Consider the following 24,413-nt stretch of genomic DNA (forward strand, 5'->3'; position numbering starts at 1 on the left):
TAGTCATTTTATTATGACATAATAATCATTAATTATGATTAAATACATCATAATTGTAATTGTTTTAATCATAATAAGAAATCATTCGTCACATACGGAACTGAAGGGCATTCTTTTCCAAAATTTATCTTCTCCGCTTATTGCAAGTAAGCGCTTAAGTTGGTAGCATATGAGAGAGAAGATTTAATCGAACTTGCTCGATTTACCAAGAAACCTGTCGAGGTGTGCCATATGAGGGTCCATATTACAGATGTTCAATCAGGAGATCGGTTATCGGAGGATGTATTCAACGCCTATGGCTTGCACGTCCTTTCGAAAGGAACGCTTCTCAACGAAAAAGAAATATCGAGAATTTTTCAGCACCAGATCGATTATATCGAGATTGATCGGCGTTCCTCGGGAACCGGACCCTCTTCCGAATCCAATGACCCTGCTGCGGCATATAATCCGATATTGCGACCGTTATATCAAGACGCGGTTGCCGGCGCAGAGCAGTTGTTCGAGAAGGCTTTGACGGAAGGCCGAATCTACGAAGACGACGTCAAGGAAAGCTTCCAGCCTCTCGTGGATAATTTCCGCACGGAACGTGACGTCGTATCGTTACTGCTTATGTTGAACAGCCAGGATGATTATACATATCAGCACTCCGTCCAAGTCGGCATGCTCAGCTACTATATCGCCCGTTGGCTCGGATGGGGCGAATCGGAAACCGTACACGCCGGAAAGGCCGGTTTTCTTCACGACGTCGGCAAGTGCAAGATCGCCGACGCCATTCTGAACAAGCCGACGAAGCTGACCGATGATGAATACCAGGAAATTCGCAATCATCCGCAGTACGGGTACGATATTTTGAACGAATCCTTCGACGACTCGGCAATCGCTTTGGCAGCTTTGCAGCACCACGAGCGAATGGACGGCACCGGTTATCCGCAAGGACTGAAGGGGGATGAGATTCATCCCATGGCCAGAATCGTAGCCGTCGCGGACGTATACAGCGCGATGATATCATCAAGAGTATACAGCGACAAGAAAGACTTGCTGATCGTCCTCCGCGAACTGTACGAACTAAGCTTTAGTGAATTGGACCCCGATATTACACATACGTTTATCCGACACATGGTTCCTAACTTTATCGGCAAACACGTCGAGCTATCGAACGGCGATAGCGGTACGATCGTCATGACGCATCCAACCGACTTTTTCCGCCCTCTCGTGCAAATCGGCGAACAACAATTTGTCGATCTTTCCGTAACTCGCAACGTGGAAATCAAATACGTACATATGTAATATAACAAAAGGCAATTCCCGACTGATCCGGGAATTGCCTTTTTTGCGAAGCGGTCATGTGTACCGTCTCGAGAACAGATACGTATCTTTCCAATAGGCTTTGTCGATCGGCGTAATCTGGACGCCGTCTTTCGGTTTCGGACAGGAGTGAATCATGTTGCCGTTCCCCATATAGATGCCCACGTGACCGACTTTTTTGTTGCTTTTGAATCTGCCGGGCACGTAGAAGAACAACAAATCTCCCGCCTGAAGCTTGTCCCGCGCGACATACACCCCTTTCTTCGCTTGTTCGCCGGCGACACGGGGAAGGTTGATTCCGTATTGTCCGAATACGTACTGCGTGAATGAGGAACAGTCGAATGTTCCGGTCTGCTTATAGGACCCCGTGCCAAATTCATATTTGATCCCAAGATACTTCTTGGCGAACGAGATCATCGAAGTCGCCTTTCCTTGACTGACCTCGGCGGTCATTTGCGGTTGGACGCTCAAGTCGTCCGCGAAATCGGCGCTTTTACCGGACGCCCCCGTCTCATACGGGGACGGTTTGGGGAAGAAAGCGACTTCATCGGGCTGAACGTCGAACGCGGCAACATCCCCGAACAGCGATTGCAAAGCGGAAGCGGGAACAAACAGTTCATTGCCCTCTTTGATGGCGGACGTTTTCATTCGAATATTCTGAGTGTCGCTTTTTACCGTGCTTTGCCCGGTCCTGAAGGTCCATATCGGATCATGATCGCCTATTCCGTAGGAACCGTCGCGAAGCCATGCGCCCGTGTATCCCATCGCTTGGGCAATGGCTCCAAGCGATACGTATCCTGTATGTTGGATTTGCCTGACCGGAACTTGATGGCGACCTTCCTCCAACGTCTTCGGTGCCCCCTGCTCCGATTGCACTTTTACCGGTCCGGAATGCCGCTTCAAATTCATCGTATCGCCCGGATTTCTTACGCACCCCGCCGCCAAGAGCAAAGCGAGGCTTATAATTAGCTTGTTGTTCATTTTCATCCATCTGTCCGCCTTCCCGCAAAGGAATTCATTCTCTCTTAGGATGACGTTCGTTGATTTGAATTATGCTTTCGTTTATGCTGCCAACGACAACAAAAAACCCGTCGGCAAAGAGCCGACGGGATGCCGGAGATCAAATCAGAAACGTCCGGCTTGACTCGATTGACCGGCCAACTGTTGTTCGGCCATCTGCACCAAGCGCCGCGTAATGTTACCGCCGATACGGCCGGTATCTTTCGTCAGCATGTTCCCATGGTAGCCATCCCGGGCGAATTGAATGCCCAGCTCTTGAGCAACCTCGTATTTTAATTGGTCGAGAGCGGCGCGAGCTTCCGGGGTGACGAGTTGATTGCTGCTGCGATTGTTTGCCATTTATTCTCACCTCCATGATTTACCACGTATTATGCTTGTTCCGAATCTCTTCTATGCACGATCCGATAAAATACGCCACATCCTACCTGAAAATGAAAGTTGTCGATCACGCTCCAATAATCGCCTAGTGCAAATCTATACGATTCGTATATCATATTGTATTGAGAAGTCAACAAACTTCGGTTTGTGGCTTTTCTTCATAACCTTTTACTCCTTGGAGTCACTCATCGTGGCTCCCTTTTTATTTGAGTGGTGCGAGCAGCGGGGCGAGTTATACGATTATTTCGAGCAATTCCCTGAGTCTTTGCCATGTGCGGCCGAAGCTACACGATTTTATCGAACAATTCCAGTGTTTACCCCTTGTGAAGCACCAGTAGTTCGAATATTTCGAACAATTCTCAGGGTTTGGCTCGATTCAGCACGAACTGCTCGATTTTATCGAACAATTCCCCATGGCTTGGCCTTGCGCTGTACGAGTTATACGATTATTTCGAGCAATTCCCGCCAGCCGAGTGGATTCCTGCGTTTTCGCTATGTGTCCTACCGAATAATCGCCATTTCTGCGATCGGCGAAATACGTCCCGTTTTGTATTGGATGCGCAGCAGTTTGCGCGGAGAGAATAAACAGCCCACTGTGGTACCTAACCTCGCTTTATGAGTACGGAGAGATAATCTCGCCAAAAATCGACCAATGATGTAAACTATACCCATTACATATCTTGGAGGGAATATTTTGAAAAAGAGTATCTTAATTATCTCCACAATGGTTATGCTTGCTTTTGCATCATTCGGAGTCGGCGCGTACGCTGCCACGAAGTACTCATTAATAGTGAATGGAAAATTGGTTAAAGCAGATATTCGCGAGATTAACGGAACACAATATGCGCCTATTAAGACGATTACAGATGCAATCGGCGGTTACGATTATAAATACGACAAGAAGACCGGGGCGATCGACATAACGTCTAAGGTAACCACTAAGACTACAATCGGCCTATCCCGTAGCAATCCCGCGCCTCTTGGAACCGCAGTTAGTGTTGATGTCGCTGATATACTAAACCCCTATAGTGCGACGGTAACAATCAATGAGGTTGTACGTGGGGAAGAAGCCTGGAAGCTAGTGCAGACAGCTAACATGTTTAACGACGCGCCGAAAGACGGATTCGAATATATTGTGGCGAAAATTAGCGCGAAGGCTACGAAGACTAAGAAGACTGACTCTCAGATCGATATCAGCAATTACTCATTCACCCTGGTATCGCCTGTGGGAAAGGATTACGAAAATCAGTTTGCAGTCGCGCCAGAACCCGCTCTAAGCTTAAAACTTTATGCCGGTGCATCTGGTAGTGGGTACGCGGTATTCACTGTTGATAAAAAAGATACAGATCCATTACTCACATTCGGCCGCAAATATGATGGTACTGGCGGCGCATGGTTTAAATTAAAGTAACATGAAAAAACCCCGCTCAGCCACACTGGCCAAGCGGGATTATCTTTTTTTACTTGATCAATTTAGCAACGATTACTGCCATTTCCGCCCTCGTCAAAGGCTTGTCCGGTGCGAATGTGCCGTCAGGCAATCCTTTTATTATCCCTGCGTCGCTAACAGCCTTGATTGCAAGCTCCGCCCAGTGACCAGCTTTCACATCCGGGAATTTCGTTTGCTTTTCCAACTTTGTTTCCTCGGCACTAACCACCAAAAAAATCGAAGAGGCGAACTTAAAAAGTTCGCCTCCTGCACTCAAAAGTAAATCTAATCTGTACGGGACCTTAACCGATCGAACCTTCCATCTCAAACTTGATCAGACGGTTCATCTCAACCGCATACTCCATCGGCAGTTCTTTCGTGAACGGCTCGATGAAGCCCATGACGATCATCTGCGTCGCGTCGGCTTCGGACAATCCGCGGCTCATCAGGTAGAAGAGCTGGTCCTCGGACACCTTGGAGACGGTCGCCTCGTGCTCTAGCGTGATGTTGTCGTTCATGATCTCGTTGTAAGGAATCGTATCGCTCGTCGACTGGTTGTCGAGAATGAGCGTGTCGCATTTGATGTTCGCTTTCGCGCCTTCTGCATTACGGCCGAACGAAGCGAGTCCGCGATATGTGACTTTACCACCGTGCTTGGAGATCGACTTGGAAACGATTGTCGAGCTCGTGTCCGGAGCAAGGTGGATCATCTTGGCGCCCGCGTCTTGGTGCTGGCCTTTGCCCGCTACCGCGATCGACAGAACCATGCCTTTTGCTCCGCGGCCTTTTAGAATGACCGCAGGGTATTTCATCGTCAGCTTGGAGCCGATGTTGCCGTCGACCCATTCCATCGTGGCGTTCTCTTCGGCTACCGCGCGTTTCGTGACGAGGTTGTAAATGTTCGGCGCCCAGTTCTGGATCGTCGTATAGCGTACGCGCGCGTCTTTCCTCGCGATGATCTCGACGACTGCGCTATGCAGCGAGTTCGTGCTGTATACCGGAGCCGTACAGCCCTCTACATAGTGTACGGAACTGCCTTCATCGGCGATGATCAGCGTACGTTCGAATTGACCCATGTTCTCGGAATTGATCCGGAAGTAAGCTTGAAGCGGAACCGTACATTGTACGCCTTTCGGCACGTAAATAAAGCTGCCTCCGGACCATACCGCGCTGTTCAATGCCGCAAACTTATTGTCCGCAGCCGGAATCACCGTTCCGAAATATTCTTTGAAAATTTCCGGATGCTCGCGCAGCGCGGAGTCCGTATCCATGAATATTACGCCTTGCTTCTCCAGGTCTTCCTGCATGCTGTGGTAAACGACCTCGGACTCGTATTGAGCCGATACGCCGGCGAGGAATTTCTGCTCCGCCTCGGGAATGCCGAGCTTGTCGAACGTCGCTTTGATTTCCTCCGGTACTTCTTCCCACGTCTTTCCTTGCTTCTCAGACGGCTTGACGTAGTACTGGATATCTTCGAAATCCAGATCGTCCATGTTGCCGCCCCATTGTGGCATTTCCATCTTGCGGAATTGTTCCAGCGACTTCAGGCGGAAATTCAGCATCCATTCCGGTTCGCCCTTCATCTCGGAGATCGTGCGCACGATCTCTTCGGTCAAGCCTTTGCCGGATTGGAATATCGCTTTGTGCTCGTCGCGAAATCCATACTTGTATTCATCCAAATCGGGCATTTGCTTAGCCATGACAATCAACCTCCTCGTTTATTCTTCAATGCCTTCGTGTTGACCGGTTCCATGCTCGACGCCTTTGCGCAGCGCGTTCCAGGCTAGCGTGGCGCACTTGATTCGCGCCGGAAACTTGTTCACGCCGGACAATGCCTCGACATCCTCGTAATCGTCGAAATGAACGTCTTCGCCTTTCATCAAGGAAGAGAACTTATCGGCGAGTGCCAAAGCCTCTTCGCTCGTCTTGCCCATGACCGCTTCCGTCATCATCGATGCCGACGACATGCTGATCGAACAGCCTTCTCCCGTAAACTTTACGTTGCGGACGATGCCATCTTCTAGCTGAAGTTGCAGGGAAATCCGATCGCCGCATGTCGGATTATTGAGATTCACCGTCACGGAGCCTTCTTCCAGCTCCCCGCGGTTTCGCGGCGTTTTATAATGATCCATAATGACACGGCGGTACAAATCATCCAATTGACTCATAACCGAAAAACTCCTTTGTCTTAACCAGAGACTCGGCCAGCCGGTCGATATCTTGCTCGGTATTGTAAAGATACATGCTCGCTCTTGCCGTCGCGCTTACTTTCAGCCATCTCATGAGCGGCTGGCAGCAGTGATGACCGGCGCGCACGGCAATGCCTTCGGTATCGAGCACCGTAGCGACATCGTGCGGATGCACATCCCCCAGGTTGAAGGTGACCAGTCCCGCGCGTTGCTCGGCCGACGGGCCGTAGATCGTCACTCCGTCGATCGATGACAGCCGATCCATCGCATATTTAACGAGCTTGTGCTCGTGCCGCTCGATGTTGTCCAGTCCGACTTGCTCCAGAAAATCGATCGCCGCGCCGAGTCCGACCGCGCCTGCAATAATCGGCGTGCCGCCTTCGAACTTCCACGGCAGCTCTTTCCAGGTCGAATCGTACAGCTCGACGAAATCGATCATCTCGCCGCCGAATTCGATTGGATCCATCGCTTCGAGCAGCTTTGCCTTCCCGTATAATGCCCCGATTCCGGTCGGAGCGCACATCTTATGTCCGGAGAAGGCGTAGAAATCGACGTCCAATGCTCGCACGTCAACTTTCATGTGCGGCGTGCTTTGCGCCCCGTCTACAACGATGACAGCGCCGTTGCGATGCGCGATCTTGGTGATCTCGGCGATCGGATTAATGGTGCCGAGCACGTTGGATACGTAGGTAATGGCTACGATTTTCGTTCTTTCCGTCACCGTCGCTTCTACGTCGGCCAGCGTGATCGTTCCGTCAGGTTGCAGCGGGATGTATTTCAGCACGGCCCCCGTCGCCTTGGCGGCCTGCTGCCAAGGGATCAGGTTGCTGTGGTGTTCCATCGGCGTAATGACGATCTCGTCGCCTTCTCGCAGCGTCTGCCGGGCGTAGCCCGATGCCACGAGGTTGAGCGCCGTCGTCGTACCGCGGGTGAAAATAATTTCGCGGGAGGATGCCGCATTGAGAAACCGGGTGACTTTCTCCCTCGCGCCTTCGTAGGCATCCGTCGCTCGAGATCCGAGCGTATGCACGCCGCGGTGCACGTTGGCATTATCATGCTCGTAATAACGTTTGACAGCCTCGATGACCGAACGGGGTTTCTGCGTCGTCGCCCCGTTATCCAGGTATACGAGCGGGTGACCGTTAATATCCTGATGAAGAATCGGAAATTCCGATTTCAATGCGATCGGATCCATAGTTAGCCCAGCTTTCTTTCAAGGATGCGGTGCAGTTGCTCGCGCAGCCCTTCAAGCGGAATCTCGGAGACGACCGGGTCCAAGAACCCGTGAATGATGAGCCGTTCCGCTTCGCTGCGGGAAATGCCCCGCGACATCAGATAGTAGATCTGTTCGGCGTTTACTTGGCCTACGCTCGCGGCGTGCCCAGCTTTGACGTCGTCTTCGTCGATCAGCAGGATCGGATTAGCGTCTCCGCGCGCTTTCGGGCTCAGCATGAGCACTCTCTCCGTTTGCTGACCATTCGACTTCGTCGCGCCTTTCTCAATCTTCGTGACGCCGTTGATAATCGCCGTCGCTTCTTCCTTCATGACAGCGCGGGTAATCATGTCGCTTTCGGTCGAAAGCCCGAAGTGGACGGCTTGCGTAGTGAGGCTCATCCGCTGCTTGCCCGTACCGATAGAAATAATCTTCGAGTCGGAAGTCGAACCGTTGCCCTTGAGCACCGATTTCGTGTCTGTGATTGCGTTGCCGTTGTGTAGGTCGCCGACGATCCATTCGATGCGGGCGTCGTTGTCCAGTATAGCGCGGCGATATGCGATGTCGATCGCACTGTCGTCCAATTGATGGACTGCCGCGTATTGCACGGTCGCTCCCGCTTTGGCGAATACTTCAACGGCGCTGTTGTGAAGCAACGTGGAAGAAGTTTCGCCTAACGTCGATGCGACTTGCTCGACGAACGTCACACGGCTGTGCGTATCGGCCACGACCAGTACGTGCGGCATGAACGTCGCTTCCGCGTCATCCGCGAACAAGAGCGCTTGAATCGGCGCCGCGATCTCGACATTCTTCGGAACATAGAGGAAAACCCCGCCGTTCCAGAGCGCCGCATGCACGGCTGCGAGCTTGTGCTCATCTTTCGTGTACGCAGTCATAAAATGCTTGCGGAACAGTTCCTCGTGATTGCGGGCCGCGTCTTCCAAGCTAGTCAGTATAACGCCTTGCGCTTTTAATTCTTCCGGCAACTGCGTGAAGATCACAGAGGAATTGTGCTGTACGATTAATGCGCCGTTCTTCTCTTCCGGCAGCAGCGCGGCGATCGGAGCCGGCAAATCCGCGGCAGATGCGACCGTCTGTCCGGGACGGTTAGCGCCATATTGATCCAAAGTCCAACGGGTCAGCGGCAGCTTCTCCGGCTTGGGAAGATTTAATTCCGTAGCCAGCTGTCCGGCTTCCTCGCGCCAAGCGACAAGCCAAGCCGGCTCGTTCTTGCTGCGCGCGATTGCGGCAGCCGCTTCACGTCCGAAGGAGGAAATGGGTGTACTCATCGATGCTCAGCCTCCCTTAGGCCTGGCCGACGGTCTCGTCGACGATGCCCAGTTCTTCTTTAACCCAGTCGTAACCTTCCGCTTCCAGACGCTGCGCGAGCTCCGGACCTCCGGATTTGACGATGCGCCCTTGCATCATGACGTGCACGAAGTCCGGCGTAATATAGTTAAGCAAACGCTGATAGTGAGTGATGATTAGGAATCCGCGATCTTCGGCGCGCATGGCGTTCACGCCTTCGGCAACGATGCGCAGCGCGTCGATGTCGAGACCGGAATCGATTTCGTCCAGAATTACGAGCTTAGGATCGAGCATCATCATTTGCAGAATTTCGTTGCGCTTTTTCTCCCCGCCGGAGAAGCCTTCATTCAGGTAACGGTGCATGAACTCAGGGTTCATTTCCAACTCTTTCATTTTGCCTTCCATTTGGCGAACGAATTTGATCAAGGAAATCTCGTTGCCTTCTTCGCGACGAGCGTTGATCGCGCTGCGCAGGAAGTCTGCGTTGGTAACTCCGGTAATCTCGCTCGGATACTGCATAGCGAGGAACAGCCCCGCGCGCGCGCGTTCGTCAACGCCCATCTCGAGCACGTCTTCACCGTTTAGCGTAACGGAACCATCGGTCACTTCGTATTTCGGATGGCCCATCAACGCGGAAGCCAGCGTACTTTTGCCGGTACCGTTTGGACCCATGATCGCGTGAACTTCCCCGCCGCCTATTTTAAGATCGATGCCTTTCAAAATCTCTTTGCCCTCTATGGACGACTTCAGACCTTGAATTTCGAATTGTGTAGACATTCCCTAACCTCCAGATTCTATGAGGATCTATCCTTTAGAATAAATCCTTATTTATAATCATTTTAGTTTGATTCTCAATGATTCTCAATAACAATTTTATGAAAGAAACGTCGAAAAAGCAAACCGGGCGTTTCCGCAAGCGGAAATCGACGCCGGTTTGCCTATTCGTCACCCGAATATTCGCTTTTTTACTTCTGCGGCCTGCCGTGAGAATGCCAGATCATCGAGTACCGGTTTCATCGGCGACGACGATAGTTCCTCCAGCGAAATCCACGATTTACAGCCTCCGTAGCTGTCCAGCATCGGAATCGTCTGCGGCCGATCCAGCTTGAATACTCTTAAGATCAGGACGTGCAACGGTTTGGTCTTTTTCCATTTCAACCGTTCTTCCGCGTAATTCTCCGTCCAGATGTGCAACCCTTCCAAGCGCCGGAGCGTCTCAGCATCCGTTACTTCGATATCTTCCACGACTTCCGCGAAGGAAGTCACGCGCGCTTGACCCGGCCATGCCAAGGCTTCGGCTTGCGTCTTCGCGACCATTCCCGAAGCTTCGGGCACGATCAGTTCCGGACGTTGATGCTCAAATGAAGGAAACAAATAGAAGCTCGGACTTTCCAGCTTGAATTCCTTGGTCTCTTCCGCTATTCCGCCCTTGCGGAGAACGATGACTTGTTTGCCTTCCTCCAGTGCCTTGACGGCTACGGCCCACTCTCGCAACGCGATGGGATTGTCCAGATTGTCCATTCTCTGCTGCACTCCTTTGCCTCTACCCTATCACTACATTATAACATAGTTACGGTTGAGGAGAGTCGGCTTGCAGCTCGGGAATATCCACTCTCAGTTCCAATTCGGGAATGAATCTCGGCGGATAGGTCGGTCTGGTCAGAAAAGTCAACTTGGCGTCTTTCGATATCGGCTTGAATTCAATCGATCCGTCCGAGCCGAACGTCAGGGGCAGCAGCATCTTTCCTTGCTCGTCCTGAACGGCGTAACTTCCGCCTACCAGTACCGAATCCGAATGGATGACCGTTCTGTCCGCCAAATATTCGATGCTCGTGACGGACAATTCCCGCCCTTCTCCAAGGGGCAAGTTCAATGGATCCTCTGCAGTTGGTTGCTTCAGCATCTCCGTATGGAAGAGATCCTTGTTTTCAATATGCATCGTGTTTCGGTAATCCTCATAGTATGGGCGAATAAGCAAAGCCTGTGTTCCGCTCGCCACCGGACCTATATCCATATAGCCTAAGGAACTGGTGCTGTTTCCGCTTTGGCCTCCATAAAAAGTTCCATCATCGCCCATCACTGCTACCCCGAACCAGGATGTCCGGTCCAGCTTCCCTTCTTCAAAACGATAAGAGACTTGAGTCGACACCGGGGAAAGGACGATCCTTTTCATCGCGATCGTACCTTCTTCGGCCGTCTTCTTCAGATCGGAAAAGATGACGGTCATGTTCTCGGTTTTGGCCACCGGGATGTCGAGCGACCAGTTTCCGGCCTGATTGCCGATTTTCGTCGTTTCGATTTTGAAGTGAAACGATGCCGGACGATAGCCGGAGTAGGATAGCTTCCAAGTGCGAATGGCCCCCTCGTATTGACCCGGACCGGATTTCTCGAAACGATGTTGCAGGTTGCCAGGCTCTTCCGCGGATACATATCCTACTTTTCCAGCATCGCGACCGTCCATCGTTATGTTGGCATCCAGCATGTAATCATCTATTTCCTTATCCGATCTTACGGAATATCGGATTTCCATCTCCGCCCCGTCATAGATTACGTCTCGTAACATGAACGTAATTCCATGATCCGTTACGACTGGCCCATTCTTATCCATACTCGAATCGTCTAGTAATGAACCTAGTATGGGGCGACGGATATAATCGGCTGGCTGCACGATCGGGTTGTTCGACGATATTCTCGCAATGTCTGAGGAGCCCAAGGGCTGTTCCTTCGAAAATACAGCATAGCTCGCGACCGCCCCGCCAATGATCGCCATGGATGCGACTGCCATCGCCAGTCTGCGAATCCGCTGCGACCTTCTTGCCAATTCGCTTCTTGCAGGCAACCTATGTAACGTATCTTCGATTCGCTCGACTACACTCGAAGGTACGCCCTGCGGCTTAGCCGATCCGAAACTGCGCAGAAGCGCGTCGATTTCATTGGAACTCATACTCGATTTCCCCTCTCTCAGGTAAATGCAGCCACTTCGCCAAATATCGCCTAGCCCGATACAATCTCGATTTCAGCGTTCCTTCCGACACGTCCATCATGTCCGCGATCTGCGACAACGGCAAATCCGCAAAATAATGCAGCTTAACGAGCAATCTCAGCGGCTCCTCCAACCTTTCGACGGCGTGTCGCAGATCCAGATCGCTCTCCGTAGACTCCGCCGCTCGCTCCGGCAGATTATCCGTAGGGGACGTCCTTTTCTGCTTGCGATAGATTTGTTGGCATTCGTTAATGAGAATTCGGAGCAGCCATGTCCGAAAATACGCCGGCTCCCTGAGCTTCGAAACGCCGCGATAGGCTTTCAAGATCGCCTCTTGGATCGCATCCGCGCAATCTTCGTCTTTGCTGAGCAACGTTCGGGCCATTCCGTACAGTTCGTTCTGCATTTCGCGAATGAGTCGGGCGAAGGCGTCCCGATCGCCGGAACACGCGAGCTGTACATCCGTCTTCCATGCCAGTTCCGACACCTGAGTCCCTCCTGTCTATTTGTACTTAAAAGACCTATTATCTATTAGTTAGATGTCGATAGATGCAACTCGGTTCATTTTACTTGCAAATCCATTTTTAACATGTCACAGAAACCGCTTTTCTGCAATCTTTCCTCCCACTTTAAACGATAGGTAAAGTGCTTTATACTTACTAACAGACGATTTCCGAGAAAGTCAACCGAACCAGTCGGATAACCATGCAAAGGAGTGCGTTTATGAGCAAATATCATCCTTTAACCGAACAAGAAGCGATTTCGATCGCTCGCAATATTCCAGGCATTTTCAGCGGCGAAGGCGAGCTGAGCTGCCGTGAGATCGGCGACGGCAATTTGAATCTTGTCTTCCACGTCAGCCAAGCCTCGACAGGCGCAAGCCTGATCGTCAAGCAAGCGCTGCCGTACGCCAAAGTCGTCGGAGAGTCTTGGCCGCTGTCGCTGGATCGCGCCCGTATCGAAAGCGAAGCGTTGATCATCGAAGCCCGACTCGCTCCCGGTCTTGTCCCGAAGGTGTACCATACGGACCATGAGCTCGCCCTTACCGTCATGGAAGACTTGAGCAGTCACGTCATCATGCGCCAAGGACTGATCGACGGCGGCGTATATCCGCTGTTCGCAGAGCATATTTCCGATTTTCTCGCCAAGACACTGTTCTATACATCGGATCTCGGCATGAATCAGCAGGAGAAAAAGGTGCTCGCGCGCTCCTTCTCCAATCCAGACTTATGCAAAATTACGGAAGATCTCATCTTCGATCATCCCTATACGAACGCGGATACGAATAGCTTCGATCCGCATCTGCAGGAAGATGCGGATCGCTTGTGGTCCGATGCGGAACTGCATCTCGAAGTCGCTCTTCTAAGGGAGAAGTTTCTGACCCACGCTCAGGCGTTGCTGCATGGGGATCTTCATACGGGGAGCATCTTTATTACGGAACAATCGACCAAGGTCATCGACCCCGAGTTCGCTTATTTCGGACCGATCGGCTTCGACATCGGTGCCGTGCTTGCCAACCTCCTGCTCCATTATGCTTCTCAAGAACATTGGTCGACCGATGCGGCCTCCCGGTCGGAGCGCAGACAATATTTGATCTCGACGATTCGCGAAGTTTGGACCGGCTTCGAACGGAAATTCCGCGTCTTGTGGAACGAGCACGGAACGGATCGCATCGCGAAAACGGCGGGATATCAGGATCATTACATGAACAGGCTTCTTCAGGATACGGTCGGATTTACGGGCGCCAAGATGGCCCGCAGAATCGTTGGTCTCGCGCATGTAGCCGACATCGATCGAATCCCTGATGCCGATGTCCGCGCCACAGCGCAAAGATTAGCTCTTGCGATCGGAACAAATTTGATCAAACAAAATCGCCAAGTTTCTTCCATAGAGGAATTGATCGATATTGCCGTTACCGCATCCAAAGTTTGATTCAGCAACACTGTGCAATCACCGAGAGGAGCAGGAAAGATGAGCAAGGAATCGCAACGCGAACAAAAACAGGTGCTTCATTCATTGCGCTGGGAGGATGAAGCATTATCCTTATTGGATCAAAGGCTGCTCCCCGAAGAGACGGTTTATTTGCGTCTGACGACGCCGCAAGACGTCTGGGAAGCGATCCGTGAGCTTAAGGTGAGGGGAGCGCCGGCGATTGGAATCGCGGCCGCTTACGGCGTCGTACTTGGCCTGTCCGGCCTCGAAGGCGCGCCTTCCGCATGGGAAAGTGAAGTGAAACGCCACGCCGATTATTTAGCGACTTCCAGGCCGACTGCCGTTAATCTGTTCTGGGCGCTCGATCGGATGAAAGCTCGCGCTAAAGCGCTCGCGGAGTCCGGTCTTTCGGCTGCCGAAGCGACGCAAGCGCTGCTGGACGAAGCGAAGACGATCCATGCCGAGGATGAGGCGACCAACCGCCTGATCGGCGAACACGCGCTCACGCTATTCCGAGACGGCATGGGCGTCTTGACGCACTGCAACGCCGGAGGACTCGCCACGGCCAAATACGGCACGGCTCTCGCACCGTTCTATTTGGCGCTTGAGCAAGGCATTCATCTTAAAGTTTTCGCCGATGAGACTCGTCCCGTGCTGCAAGGCGCTCGACTGACTGCGTTCGAGCTTCAGCAAGCGGGCGTCGACGTAACGCTCATCTGCGACAATATGGCCGGTCATGTGATGTCCAAAGGCTGGGTACAAGCGGTCATCGTCGGTACGGACCGCGTTGCCGCCAACGGGGACGTCGCCAATAAGATCGGCACTTATAGCGTGGCGGTGCTGGCCAAGGCGCACAACATTCCATTTTACGTGGCTTGTCCGTTGTCCACCATTGATCTGTCGACGCCTACAGGCGCCGACATCCCGATCGAAGAGCGCCATCCCGACGAGGTCGCGGCCGGTTTCGGCAAGCGTACTGCCCCGGAAGGCGTTGCCATCTACAATCCCGCCTTCGACATTACTCCGAATGAGCTCGTGACCGCGATCATTACGGAGAAAGGAATTGTTACCGCGCCTTATGCGGACAGCTTGCGCAAGCTGTTCGAAGACGCTTAAGAAGCCGATTCCGCCAGGATGCGAAGGGCATCCCTTCCACGCATGCCCACGGTAATTCCAAGCGCATGCGCGGCATCGGTTACGGATTCGAGCGGCGCATCGAGCAATTGCTCGATCGTTCTGACGCCAACGGCGCGTCCGGCGACGATCTGGCGATCCTTCAGCTTCTCGTTAAGCAGTTGCACATCGAGCGCGCCGCACATAATGTAACCGGGTCCGGCCGTGACCGCAAGCAGCGTCGTTTTGGGAAGCTGCACTTCGACGCCGACCGCCGTCCATCCCTCGACCTGTAGCGGCATCACTTTTACCATGCGTATCACCTCCCTGCCCTCCGCAGCATAGGCCTTGCGATATAAGATATGCGCTCGAGTAACTAATTTTCAGGGCTTTTAGACCTATAACACTATAATGGGCTAACGTGTTATATTGGGTAACGGAACTTAGTTTCAAAGTACTATGTTTTAAATCGGAGGCATCAGCATGAAAAAATCGACTAAAACCAAAGATGGCTCCTTTTCATTCCAAGTAGATATCAACATCCCCTCGGCGAACAGAGACGCTGCGTTGAAGCGCTTAGTGCAAATGTTAAACGATTCCGGCATTACCGACTACCGAATCGACGGCATGGAAGCCAAGCAATCGGCGGTTCAACCGAATCTTCTGGAGCTTCGCATCCGGTTATTCATTGAAAACAGCAAGCTTATCCGGATCAATATCAATAAGGGGCGCGGAGTGAAAATGAGCATTCCTTGCCGCGTGCTTAATTACGACTCGGACACACAGTTGATCACCGTCTACCACGTGGACGAGAAACAAGTGTACACGGTCGGAATTAACGAAATCGACGACTTCGTTGAATAATCGATACTTATATGCAGCAACAAGTAAGGACCGCACGGGCTTTTAGCAGCCCGTTGCGGTCCTTATTTCGTGTCGCGTCTATGGATTTAATTGTTGAAATCGAAAACGAAGTCGTCATCCGTCATCGTTTCGACGTGAATCGTCCGAACGTACCCGTTGCCTTTCTTCGAGAAGAAGTCATGCTGCTTCGTCTTCGTGCTGATGCCGTTGAATACGATCGGATTGACGTCTTCTTCCTCGAATGCCGGATCGAAGCCCATGTTCATGAACGCTTTGTTCGCGTTGTAACGAACGAACTTCTTCACTTCTTCCTGAAGGCCGATCGAAGAATAAAGCTCATCCGTATATTTCTCCTCGTTCTGGTGCAGGTGCATGAGCAAGCCGTACACCACTTCGTACACTTCCTTCTGATCGCTTTCGTCCAGCCCCGCGTACACTTCCTGGGCAAGCACGCCGACATACAGCCCGTGGATGCTCTCGTCGCGGAGAATCAGGTCGATGACCTCGCCGCTGCTTGTCATTTTTCCTTGTCCAGCCAAGTATAACGGGTAGAAAAATCCGCTGTAGAACAAGTAGCTTTCAAGCAGAACCGAAGCGGCCATCGCCAGGAACAAGCTTTTCGGACTTTCGATATTGTTATAGTATTGGACGATCGTGTCCGCTTTGGTTTGCAGATATGGATTCGCCTCGACCCAACGGAATACGCCATCGATTTCTTCGGTCGTCGCGAGCGTCGTAAAAATACTGCTGTAAGACTTGGCGTGGATTTGCTCCATCATCGCCATGAAGCCAAGCACTGCTTTGCGCTGGAGACCGTCCACGTGGTCTAGGATCTTCGGCATACCGACGCCGCCCTGCACCGTATCGAGCAGCGTCAAACCTCCCAGCACCTTCATGTACAGCTCGCGCTCTTGATCGCTCAAGTTCATCCACGCCATCTTATCGTCGGACAGCGGAATCTCTTCGTCCGTCCAGAATTGCATAATGTTCTGATTCCAGAACGTAATTGTAAAATCGTCGTCGGGACGATTCCAGTTCACGGCTTTTAGCGCACACATGTATTGAAGTCCTCCTAATCCTTATACCGAGCAGGTCACGCACTCTTCCACGGACAACCGGTTCGTACGCGTGTAATAGAGCGATTTAAGGCCCTTCTTAGCCGCGTAGACGTAGTAGCGGGACAGTTGTCTCGTCGTCACGTCGCTGTTCACGTGAAGCACGGTAGAGATGCCTTGGTCCACATGAGGCTGAATTTCCGCGATCAGGTCGATGACCTTGAATTGATCCATTTGATAAGCTGATTTATAGAAGAAAATATTGTCACGGCTTAGGAAAGGCATCGGATAATACGTCGTCGAGTTCGCGTATGTCCGCGTCTCGATCGGCTCTACGATCGGCATGACGCTCGAAGTCGCGTTCTGGATGTACGAGATGCTTTGCGTAGGCGCAATTGCCAGTCGGTAAGCGTGATAAAGGCCGTTAGCGGCAACGTCCGCCTTAAGCCCCGCCCAATCTGCCGGAGACGGTACATCGATGCCTTCGAACAGCTTCTTGACCCGCTCCGTGACGGGACGATAGTCCGTCGCCAGGTATCTGTCGAAGTAAGCACCCTTGGCGTATTCCGACCGTTCGAAGCCTTGGAACGTGATGCCCTTGTCGCGAGCGATCTCCATGCTCTTCTCCAAGGAATGAAAGTTCATCATCATGAAGAACGTGCGGACGAAATCGCGTGCTTCCGCGCTCTCGTAAGCAATCTTGTTCTTCGCCAAGAAACCGTGCAGGTTCATGGCGCCAAGGCCTACCGAGTGAAGCTCGGAATTTGCTTTGGCTACGCCCGGAGCGTTCGCGACCGTCGTCATGTCGCTGACCGCCGTAAGCGCGATGATGCCCTCGTGCACCGATTCCTTGATTTTGCGCGTGTCCATGACGTTGGCGATATTCAAGGAAGCGAGGTTACAGCTAATATCTTTACGGATCGTATCCGGCTCGAAATAGTCGCCGATCTCCGAGGTTTCCTGAAGTTGGAAAATTTCAGTGCACAGGTTCGACATTTTGATATTGCCGATATCTTTAAGCGCGTGAGCGCGGTTGGCGTTGGATTTATTCATGATGTACGGGTAACCCGACTCAAGCTGCGTCGTCGCAATCTTGACGAGCATGTCCCGCGCGCTCATGACGGTCTTCTTCTTCACGCGATCGTCGGCGAGCAGCGTATCGTACATCTCGTCCATGTCCATATCATCCAAATGTTTGCCGTAATGCTTATAGACGGTGTACGGCGCGAAAACGTGCAGCATCTCGTTCCGCTCCGCAAGTTGATAGAACTTATCGGGTACGATCAATCCGATGGACAGCGTTTTGAGACGCGTTTTCTCGTCCGCATTAATCTTCTTGCTGTCGAGGAATTCAATGACGTCCCATCCGAAAATGTTATAATAGCCGGCTCCCGATCCTTTGCGCTGTCCCATCTGGTCAGCATAGGAGAATGCGTCCTCCATCAGCTTCAGCACGGGCATGATGCCTTTGGCGGCGCCTTCGACGCCTTTGATCGTTTCTCCGCGGCCGCGTACTTTCGACAAGTTGACCGCGACGCCTCCGCCGATTTTCGACAGCTGCATACAAGTTCCAATCACGTAGTTAATCGAATTCAAGGAATCGTCCATCTCGAGCAGGAAGCAGGAAACCATCTCTCCGCGGCGGCTCTTGCCCGCGTTCAGGAAAGTCGGAGTGGCAGGCTGCAAACGCTGCTCCATCATGGACGCGGCGAGCGAACGTGCGACCTGGTAATCCCCTCTGGCCAGATGAAGCGCCACGATCGACACTCTGTCGGCAAAATGCTCCAAATACTTCGTTTTATCGTCGGTCTTCACGGCGTAATCCGTATAGAACTTCGAAGCCGCCATATAAGATTTGAACTGGAAGCGGTAGCTATGAGTGAGCTCGTAGATTTGTTCGATATCGCGTTCGCTGTAATGGAGATAAACGTCCTCGTAGAAATTGTTATCCACCATGTAACGAACTTTTTCTTTCGTATTCGCAAAATGAACGCTGCGGCCGTAAATGTCCTTCATGAACTCCTCAACGGCCTCGCGGTCTTTATCCAATTGGAAGAAACCTTCCGTATCTCTTTGCATTAGTAAGTTGTTTAACTCAATATGACGCAACTGCGCCCACCTCCTGAACGAATCTTTCGACGTCCCGCGTCGTGCCGGACAACTCGAATTTGCTGATGACGGGAACCCCGTACATTTCCGCTATGCGATCCGCGCTGACCGCGAACCCGTCTCCCCAGTTCCGGTTGCCGCTTGCGGATACCCCGCGAAGCTTCGAATAATTGTTTTGCAGAAAAGACTTGACCTTCTCCGGCACTTGACCGAAGCCCGTTGTATACGTCACGAGAACGAAAGGCTGATCGATATCCATGGATTCTTCGATTTGTATCGAAGGAAGCTTTAATTTCTCTACGAACCTCCGTACGTTACCCGTCTTGGAATCATAAGCTACCAGCATGCCTTCCATTCTCCTCTCATGGTCTCAACACAATATGTATAGCGACAATATCCAATCTATATCAATATATTGTGTCTGTCAATGAGAAAGTGGACCTATTGCCTTTCTAAGATTTCTTGTTCACATGAACACAAAAAAGAAGGAGGCGCCAGGCAATCTCCTTCCGCGGATACTGCTAATAAGGGCTAGATCTAGTGTTATGCGGGCAGTGCAGGACCGTTCAGCTTCTCCGTAAGCAGCGCTTGGGCATCCGTGCTGGATAACGGAGGACTGCCGAAATACCCCTGCATCTCGTCGCAACGGTAAGAGCGAAGGAAATGCACTTGCCCCTTCGTCTCCACGCCTTCAGCGATGACTTGCATCTGCAAATTGTGAGCCATGGAAATAATCGCCGCAACGATCGCCGCATCGCTCGGATTTTGCTGCACATCCCTAACGAAGGAACGGTCGATCTTCAGCCTTGCGATTGGCAAATTTTTCAGATAGTGAAAAGAACTGTACCCGGTTCCGAAATCATCGATACTAATGTGGAGTCCTAAATCGGTCAATTCCTTCAGATCTCGGGAAGCGCGTTCGACGTCCATCGTCATGCTCTCCGTGATCTCAAGCTCTAAATATCGAGGATCAAGGCCGGTTCTCTGCAGGATTTCGGATATTTTGCCCGTTAAGTTGCGTTGCGAGAATTGCCGGAACGACAAATTCACGGAAACCGGAATGCGGCTCAAGCCCTCGTCTTGCCATGCTTTATTTTGCCGGCAAGCCTCTTCGATGACCCATTCCCCTAGAGGCACGATAATTCCGCTTTCCTCCGCCGCAGGGATGAATTCTCCAGGAGGAACCAGCCCCCTCTGCGGGTGCTTCCAACGAACGAGAGCCTCCATGCCGACGATCTGTCCCGAAGCCAGATCGTACTGAGGTTGATAATAAAGCAGGAACTCGTTGTTATGTAGCGCTCTGCGCATCTCGTGTTGAATTGTCAGCTTTTCCAACGCGATGTGATCCATATCGCTGGAGTGTTGCATATAATCGTTTTTGCCGTTTTCTTTAACGCGATGCAGCGCCGTGTCCGCCCTCTTAAGCAGCGTCGCTGCGTCATCGGCCGCATGGCGGCATACTGCCACGCCGATGCTTACCGTAATATGCACGGGCACTCCGTTTAATTCGAAAGGCTCCTTCAAGACGCTCATCAGATCGTCGAGGCGTCTAGCTGCGTCTTCTTCGCTCTGGAGGGGATAAAGACAAGCCGCGAATTCATCGCCTTCCATCCGGGCTAGATCTCCGGGTTCGGACAAGCTGCGGCTTAGCCTTTCCGCTATTTGCAGAAGGAGCATGTCGCCGAAATCCCGCCCGAATGATGCGTTGACCAGTTTGAATTGATCCACGTCGATATAACAAACGGCCAGTTGTATGCCTCTATCGCGGGCTTCTTCGAGCCTCTCTTCCAACCGGTTCATGAAAAACCGGCGATTCGGCAGGCCGGTCATGTCATCGTAATACGCCTGATAGCGAATCCGTTCCAACGAACGCTTCCGATCGCTGATATCCTGAATAAACGCCAAAATGCCGATGACTTTATTCCTTCTTACCATCGGAGAGGTATGTATATTCAAATCGAGCGTATGGCCCACCTTGTGTAGAACCTTGATTTCCCGGGAGCATTTCTCTCCTCTAAGCGTCTGTTGAAAAATGTGGCGGGTCAATTCCTGGAATTCCTCCGCCACCAATGTCGTAAACGACATTCCGTTCATCTCGTCTTTGCCGTATCCGACCATATCTGAAGGATCCCGGTTAATGTCCAGAAAACGGCCCTGCCGATCAATCACCGCAAAAACGACCGGGCTATTGGTGTACAGCGAATTTAATAACTCCGGCTGATAAGAAGGGCCGGTGGCCAAATTTCGGTAACGATTACGGGAGAACAACCACCCCAATGAAGCGGCGCTTGCGGTCAAAACTGCACCGGCGGCAATACCCGCTAGCCAAATCCCATTGTCGGACCATCCGTTCACGAGGTTACGTCCTTCCTCCGCTAGGGGTAATTATTCTAGGTATACACCTATTATAGTTCAAACTCCGACAAAATGTATTATTTTTTGTGCGACGGACGGGCCGCGAACGCCAAACAAATCCAACCGGCGATGAATGCTACCCCGCCGATCGGCGTGATCGCTCCAAGAACTTTGACTCCGCTGATCGCTAAGGCATAGAGGCTGCCCGAAAATAGAATAATACCTATTAGCAGCAGTCTGGCAGCCCATTGCGCCAGCTTGGGCGAAGCAAGCCGATCGATGAGCAGCGCAACCAGCAAAATTCCGACAGCGTGGAACATATGGTACTGCACGCCGGTTTGATATACCCCGAGAGCGTCCGCGTCGATGCGATCTTTTAGCATATGCGCCCCGAAAGCCCCTAAAACGACAGAAAGCATAGCCGCAAGCGCTCCAATTTTTGTATACTTATTCATGCGGGGAAAGTCCTCCTTGAACAATAGGAATGCATGTCTTCGTCTATCATAACGTGTATGGGGTGGAATGTCATGAACGAGCACTATGAAAAAGGTGAACAATTTGTAAACCAGCAAGCGTTCCGGCCGATTCCGGATACGGACGGCGGTCGATTGAAGCACAGCGGTCTCGGGATCGCGTCCTTCGTGCTTTCTCTCGTCGCTATTATGTCCTTCATCGTGTTAACGATCGTCATCATCTCGCTTTTTACCAACGCGATCGATTTTACGCAGGTTGTGGACGAGAACGGAAACCGACTTATGTCGGACAACGAGATCGTCGACAAAATCCAACCGTTCATCGGTTATCTGATATTGTACCCACTGCTTCTCGGCGTCGTACTCATCGGCCTCATTCTGGGCATCGTCGGGCTTGCGCGTCCCGGCACGAAAAAAGTATTCGCGATTCTCGGGACGGTATTCAACGGCTTGCCGCTCCTGTTCGTCACTCTGCTCATGATCATCGGTCTAGCCGCTGTCTAACAGGCAATAGACATCAAACTGGCGATACAGGGCGTAATTCCTGTATCGCCAGTTTTTGATTTTGGTCTAGACCGGTACAACTGCTTAAACCCCGGCCGCTTACTCTGCAACGGTCCGGCAGACCGTTACAGCTGCCTAAATCCCATAAGCTTGCTCTGTAACGGTCTGGCAGACCGTTATAACCGCCAAAAACCCACCAAACTGCTCTGTAACGGTCTAGCAGACCGTTACAACCGCCAAAAACCCACCAAACTGCTCTGCAACGGTCCGGCAGACCGTTACAACCGCCAAAAACCCACCAAACTTCTCTGTAACGGTCTGGCAGACCGTTACAACCGCCAAAAACCCACCAAACTTCTCTGCAACGGTCCGGCAGACCGTTGGAACGGATTCTGCTTATTTAATCGCCCCGGCCGTAATCCCGCTGGCGATCCGGCGCTGGAAGAAAATATAGATGATCAGCACCGGCACGATGGAAATAAACAGCCCCGCGAACAAAGGCCCCCATTCCGTGCGGTATTGCATTTCCGCTTGCATGACCCCGATCTCCACCGGGATCGTATATTGCTTCGGATCGTTAACGAGCACAGTGCCCACAATATACTCGTTCCAGATGTTCAGAATATTTACGATCGCAACCGTAATTAGCCCAGGCTGCGACAGTGGAAGCATGACCCGGAAGAACGTTCCGTAATGGGAAGCCCCGTCCGTGATCGCCGCTTCCTCGAGTTCCTTCGGAAGCGATTTGAAGAATCCGACGAGCACGAAAATCCCGAAGGCGAGAATGCTGGATGCATACACCATGATCAATCCGATTTTCGTATTGATGAGCTGCATCGAATTCATTAAGAAAAATAACGGAATAAGCGCCAGAACGAACGGGATCATCATCGAGGAAATGTAGAGCAAGTACAAGCCCCCGCTGCCCCTGAACTTGTATCTTGCGAGCACGTAAGCGGTCGTTGCCGCGAGAATAAGACCCAGTACCGTCGAACCGGCCGTAACAATAAGCGAGTTGACGAAATAAGCGCCGAAATTGTACTTATCCCAGACGTAGGAGAAGTTTTCCCAGATCAGCGGCAAATTCGGAAGCGCCCAAGGCGAATGCAGGAAAAATTGTCCGTTGTCCTTAAGCGCGTCGAGAAGAGTCCATAAGAGCGGGTACAGGACCGAGATTCCCCATATAATCAGCAGCGCATAGAATAAAGTTTTTAATATCGGGTTGTTGATCCCCGTCTTCATCATGTAGTCCCCTCTCTAGCTCATCTCCACGGCTTCATGGCGCATCAGCCGCTGAAGCAGAATCGTCGTCGCCAGCGACAGGATCAAAATGATAAATCCTATCGAAGCTCCGTAACCGAAGTGGAATTGGCGGAACGCCATTTGGTACAAATACGAGCCCATGACCTGCGTACTGTTGTCCGGACCGCCTTCGGTCATGATCCAGACGATGACGAAAGAGCCGTTAAGCGTCGTCATCATAATGTTGAGTACCGACACTTTGATCTGCTCCCACACGAGCGGTACGGTAACGCTGCGAAATTGTCTCCATTGACCCGCCCCTTCGATACATGCCGCCTCGTAATAGGAAGCCGGTATGCTCTGAATCGCCGCGATCAGCAAGATCATGTAAAAGCCGATTCCCGCCCATACCGCCGGAGGAAGCAGCATCCATATCGTATGGTCGGTAAATCCGAGCCACGTAATCGTGACCTGCTCTTTCGTAAACAACGACAAGAAAGCGTTTAAGAATCCGATCTGCGGATTATATATGAAATTCCACAAAACGCCGATAACGACGACGGAAATCACATTCGGAATGAAAAAGATCGAGCGAAAAAAACCGGTCATCTTAAAGCCGAACCTTGTCAGCGCAACCGCGAAAAAGGTGGCGATCGCCATAATTCCGATCACTTTGCCCGCGACGAGAAAATAATCGTTGCCGATCGCTCTCCAGACGATCGGATCGTGAAACATATCCTTGAAGTTATCGAAGCCGATAAACGTTTTCTTGTTCGACATTCCGGACCAGTCGAAGAATGAATAATACAATCCCTGCACAACCGGATAAATCGTGAACACGCCGAAAAATAACAGAGTAGGAAGGATGAATGATGCGATAAATAGATTTCGCTGCCGCTTTTCCGTCCTTGAGTTCATGCTGCCCTGCCGCCCCTCCGAGT

General features: G+C 51.7%; 26 protein-coding genes. 6 read left to right on the top strand and 20 right to left on the bottom strand.

All coding sequences use genetic code 11. From position 1 onward, the window contains the following. Nucleotides 1-231: 231 nt before the first annotated feature. Nucleotides 232-1,287 carry an HD-GYP domain-containing protein gene (locus tag FPZ45_RS18600; RefSeq protein WP_144705245.1) on the top strand — a complete coding sequence of 352 codons (1,056 nt, stop codon included), beginning with the start codon at nt 232-234 and terminating at the stop codon, nt 1,285-1,287. Between the two features lie 54 nt (nt 1,288-1,341). Here FPZ45_RS18600 and FPZ45_RS18605 read toward each other — a convergent pair whose 3' ends face one another. Continuing rightward, nucleotides 1,342-2,292, bottom strand: coding sequence for a C40 family peptidase (locus FPZ45_RS18605; protein WP_144705247.1), 951 nt, complete (start codon nt 2,290-2,292; stop codon nt 1,342-1,344). Nucleotides 2,293-2,430: 138 nt separating this feature from the next. Further along, entirely contained in the window at nt 2,431-2,664 is a 234-nt protein-coding gene (locus FPZ45_RS18610; RefSeq protein WP_144705249.1) for an alpha/beta-type small acid-soluble spore protein, read from the bottom strand. Nucleotides 2,665-3,397: 733 nt separating this feature from the next. Between FPZ45_RS18610 and FPZ45_RS18615 the strand changes: the two genes are divergently transcribed. Then, nucleotides 3,398-4,114, top strand: a complete 717-nt coding sequence (locus FPZ45_RS18615; RefSeq protein WP_144705251.1) for a copper amine oxidase — start codon at nt 3,398-3,400, stop codon at nt 4,112-4,114. A 49-nt stretch (nt 4,115-4,163) separates the two neighbouring features. On the opposite strand, the gene FPZ45_RS25795 is transcribed toward FPZ45_RS18615, so the two are convergent. The 9 genes from FPZ45_RS25795 to FPZ45_RS18660 all read right to left on the bottom strand — a co-directional run bounded on the left by FPZ45_RS25795 (nt 4,164) and on the right by FPZ45_RS18660 (nt 12,312). After that, nucleotides 4,164-4,337 carry an S-layer homology domain-containing protein gene (locus FPZ45_RS25795; RefSeq protein WP_246120496.1) on the bottom strand — a complete coding sequence of 58 codons (174 nt, stop codon included), beginning with the start codon at nt 4,335-4,337 and terminating at the stop codon, nt 4,164-4,166. Nucleotides 4,338-4,434: 97 nt separating this feature from the next. Next, a complete protein-coding gene (sufB, locus tag FPZ45_RS18625) occupies nt 4,435-5,832 on the bottom strand; it encodes a Fe-S cluster assembly protein SufB (RefSeq protein ID WP_144705255.1) in 1,398 nt (465 codons plus the stop codon). An 18-nt stretch (nt 5,833-5,850) separates the two neighbouring features. Continuing rightward, nucleotides 5,851-6,300, bottom strand: a complete 450-nt coding sequence (gene sufU, locus FPZ45_RS18630) for a Fe-S cluster assembly sulfur transfer protein SufU (protein WP_144705257.1) — start codon at nt 6,298-6,300, stop codon at nt 5,851-5,853. Next, on the bottom strand, nt 6,284-7,516 hold the full coding sequence (locus FPZ45_RS18635) for a cysteine desulfurase (RefSeq protein ID WP_144705259.1): 1,233 nt from the start codon (nt 7,514-7,516) through the stop codon (nt 6,284-6,286). Before FPZ45_RS18635 ends, sufU begins: the two co-directional genes overlap by 17 nt. Nucleotides 7,517-7,518: 2 nt before the next feature. Then, a complete protein-coding gene (gene sufD, locus FPZ45_RS18640) occupies nt 7,519-8,823 on the bottom strand; it encodes a Fe-S cluster assembly protein SufD (RefSeq protein WP_144705261.1) in 1,305 nt (434 codons plus the stop codon). Nucleotides 8,824-8,839: 16 nt separating this feature from the next. Further along, nucleotides 8,840-9,619: a Fe-S cluster assembly ATPase SufC gene (sufC, locus tag FPZ45_RS18645; protein ID WP_144705263.1), complete on the bottom strand. Its 780-nt coding sequence runs from the start codon at nt 9,617-9,619 to the stop codon at nt 8,840-8,842. A 168-nt stretch (nt 9,620-9,787) separates the two neighbouring features. Further along, a complete protein-coding gene (locus tag FPZ45_RS18650; protein ID WP_144705265.1) occupies nt 9,788-10,363 on the bottom strand; it encodes a DUF1802 family protein in 576 nt (191 codons plus the stop codon). A gap of 49 nt (nt 10,364-10,412) precedes the next feature. Next, nucleotides 10,413-11,786 (bottom strand): DUF4179 domain-containing protein, encoded by a 1,374-nt coding sequence (locus FPZ45_RS18655; protein ID WP_144705267.1) that lies wholly within the window; start codon nt 11,784-11,786, stop codon nt 10,413-10,415. Further along, on the bottom strand, nt 11,773-12,312 hold the full coding sequence (locus tag FPZ45_RS18660) for a sigma-70 family RNA polymerase sigma factor (RefSeq protein ID WP_246120497.1): 540 nt from the start codon (nt 12,310-12,312) through the stop codon (nt 11,773-11,775). The genes FPZ45_RS18655 and FPZ45_RS18660 overlap by 14 nt, the downstream gene beginning before the upstream one ends. 236 nt (nt 12,313-12,548) lie before the next feature. On the opposite strand from FPZ45_RS18660, the gene mtnK reads away from it, so the two are divergent. Both mtnK and mtnA read left to right on the top strand, forming a co-directional pair. Further along, nucleotides 12,549-13,757, top strand: a complete 1,209-nt coding sequence (gene mtnK / locus FPZ45_RS18665; RefSeq protein ID WP_144705269.1) for an S-methyl-5-thioribose kinase — start codon at nt 12,549-12,551, stop codon at nt 13,755-13,757. A gap of 39 nt (nt 13,758-13,796) precedes the next feature. Continuing rightward, nucleotides 13,797-14,873 carry an S-methyl-5-thioribose-1-phosphate isomerase gene (mtnA, locus tag FPZ45_RS18670; RefSeq protein ID WP_144705271.1) on the top strand — a complete coding sequence of 359 codons (1,077 nt, stop codon included), beginning with the start codon at nt 13,797-13,799 and terminating at the stop codon, nt 14,871-14,873. On the opposite strand, the gene FPZ45_RS18675 is transcribed toward mtnA, so the two are convergent. Continuing rightward, nucleotides 14,870-15,184, bottom strand: a complete 315-nt coding sequence (locus tag FPZ45_RS18675) for a YunC family protein (protein WP_144705273.1) — start codon at nt 15,182-15,184, stop codon at nt 14,870-14,872. The two genes, mtnA and FPZ45_RS18675, sit on opposite strands and share 4 nt — an antisense overlap. Before the next feature lie 169 nt (nt 15,185-15,353). Between FPZ45_RS18675 and FPZ45_RS18680 the strand changes: the two genes are divergently transcribed. Beyond that, on the top strand, nt 15,354-15,734 hold the full coding sequence (locus tag FPZ45_RS18680) for a hypothetical protein (RefSeq protein ID WP_144705275.1): 381 nt from the start codon (nt 15,354-15,356) through the stop codon (nt 15,732-15,734). An 86-nt stretch (nt 15,735-15,820) separates the two neighbouring features. Here FPZ45_RS18680 and nrdF read toward each other — a convergent pair whose 3' ends face one another. From nrdF to FPZ45_RS18705, 5 genes are all read right to left on the bottom strand, one after another. Further along, nucleotides 15,821-16,792, bottom strand: coding sequence for a class 1b ribonucleoside-diphosphate reductase subunit beta (gene nrdF, locus FPZ45_RS18685; protein WP_144705277.1), 972 nt, complete (start codon nt 16,790-16,792; stop codon nt 15,821-15,823). A 21-nt stretch (nt 16,793-16,813) separates the two neighbouring features. Then, nucleotides 16,814-18,898, bottom strand: coding sequence for a class 1b ribonucleoside-diphosphate reductase subunit alpha (gene nrdE / locus FPZ45_RS18690; RefSeq protein ID WP_144705279.1), 2,085 nt, complete (start codon nt 18,896-18,898; stop codon nt 16,814-16,816). Beyond that, nucleotides 18,885-19,244, bottom strand: a complete 360-nt coding sequence (gene nrdI, locus FPZ45_RS18695) for a class Ib ribonucleoside-diphosphate reductase assembly flavoprotein NrdI (RefSeq protein WP_144705281.1) — start codon at nt 19,242-19,244, stop codon at nt 18,885-18,887. The genes nrdE and nrdI overlap by 14 nt, the downstream gene beginning before the upstream one ends. Nucleotides 19,245-19,441: 197 nt before the next feature. After that, complete coding sequence (locus FPZ45_RS18700) at nt 19,442-21,253, bottom strand: putative bifunctional diguanylate cyclase/phosphodiesterase (protein ID WP_246120498.1); 1,812 nt, start codon at nt 21,251-21,253, stop codon at nt 19,442-19,444. Between the two features lie 77 nt (nt 21,254-21,330). After that, nucleotides 21,331-21,708 (bottom strand): DUF423 domain-containing protein, encoded by a 378-nt coding sequence (locus tag FPZ45_RS18705; RefSeq protein WP_144705283.1) that lies wholly within the window; start codon nt 21,706-21,708, stop codon nt 21,331-21,333. A 72-nt stretch (nt 21,709-21,780) separates the two neighbouring features. On the opposite strand from FPZ45_RS18705, the gene FPZ45_RS18710 reads away from it, so the two are divergent. After that, nucleotides 21,781-22,230 carry a hypothetical protein gene (locus FPZ45_RS18710; RefSeq protein WP_144705285.1) on the top strand — a complete coding sequence of 150 codons (450 nt, stop codon included), beginning with the start codon at nt 21,781-21,783 and terminating at the stop codon, nt 22,228-22,230. Between the two features lie 216 nt (nt 22,231-22,446). Here the strand turns inward: FPZ45_RS18710 and FPZ45_RS25910 are convergent, their stop codons facing one another. The 3 genes from FPZ45_RS25910 to FPZ45_RS18720 are packed head-to-tail and all read right to left on the bottom strand — an operon-like array spanning nt 22,447 to nt 24,390. Next, nucleotides 22,447-22,572, bottom strand: coding sequence for a hypothetical protein (locus FPZ45_RS25910; protein ID WP_281284916.1), 126 nt, complete (start codon nt 22,570-22,572; stop codon nt 22,447-22,449). A gap of 54 nt (nt 22,573-22,626) precedes the next feature. Continuing rightward, complete coding sequence (locus tag FPZ45_RS18715) at nt 22,627-23,472, bottom strand: carbohydrate ABC transporter permease (RefSeq protein ID WP_144705409.1); 846 nt, start codon at nt 23,470-23,472, stop codon at nt 22,627-22,629. Nucleotides 23,473-23,487: 15 nt separating this feature from the next. After that, a complete protein-coding gene (locus FPZ45_RS18720) occupies nt 23,488-24,390 on the bottom strand; it encodes a carbohydrate ABC transporter permease (protein WP_144705287.1) in 903 nt (300 codons plus the stop codon). Nucleotides 24,391-24,413: the final 23 nt, after the last annotated feature.

Source organism: Cohnella terricola (assembly GCF_007786475.1).
In the GTDB taxonomy this organism is placed as follows: domain Bacteria; phylum Bacillota; class Bacilli; order Paenibacillales; family Paenibacillaceae; genus Cohnella; species Cohnella terricola.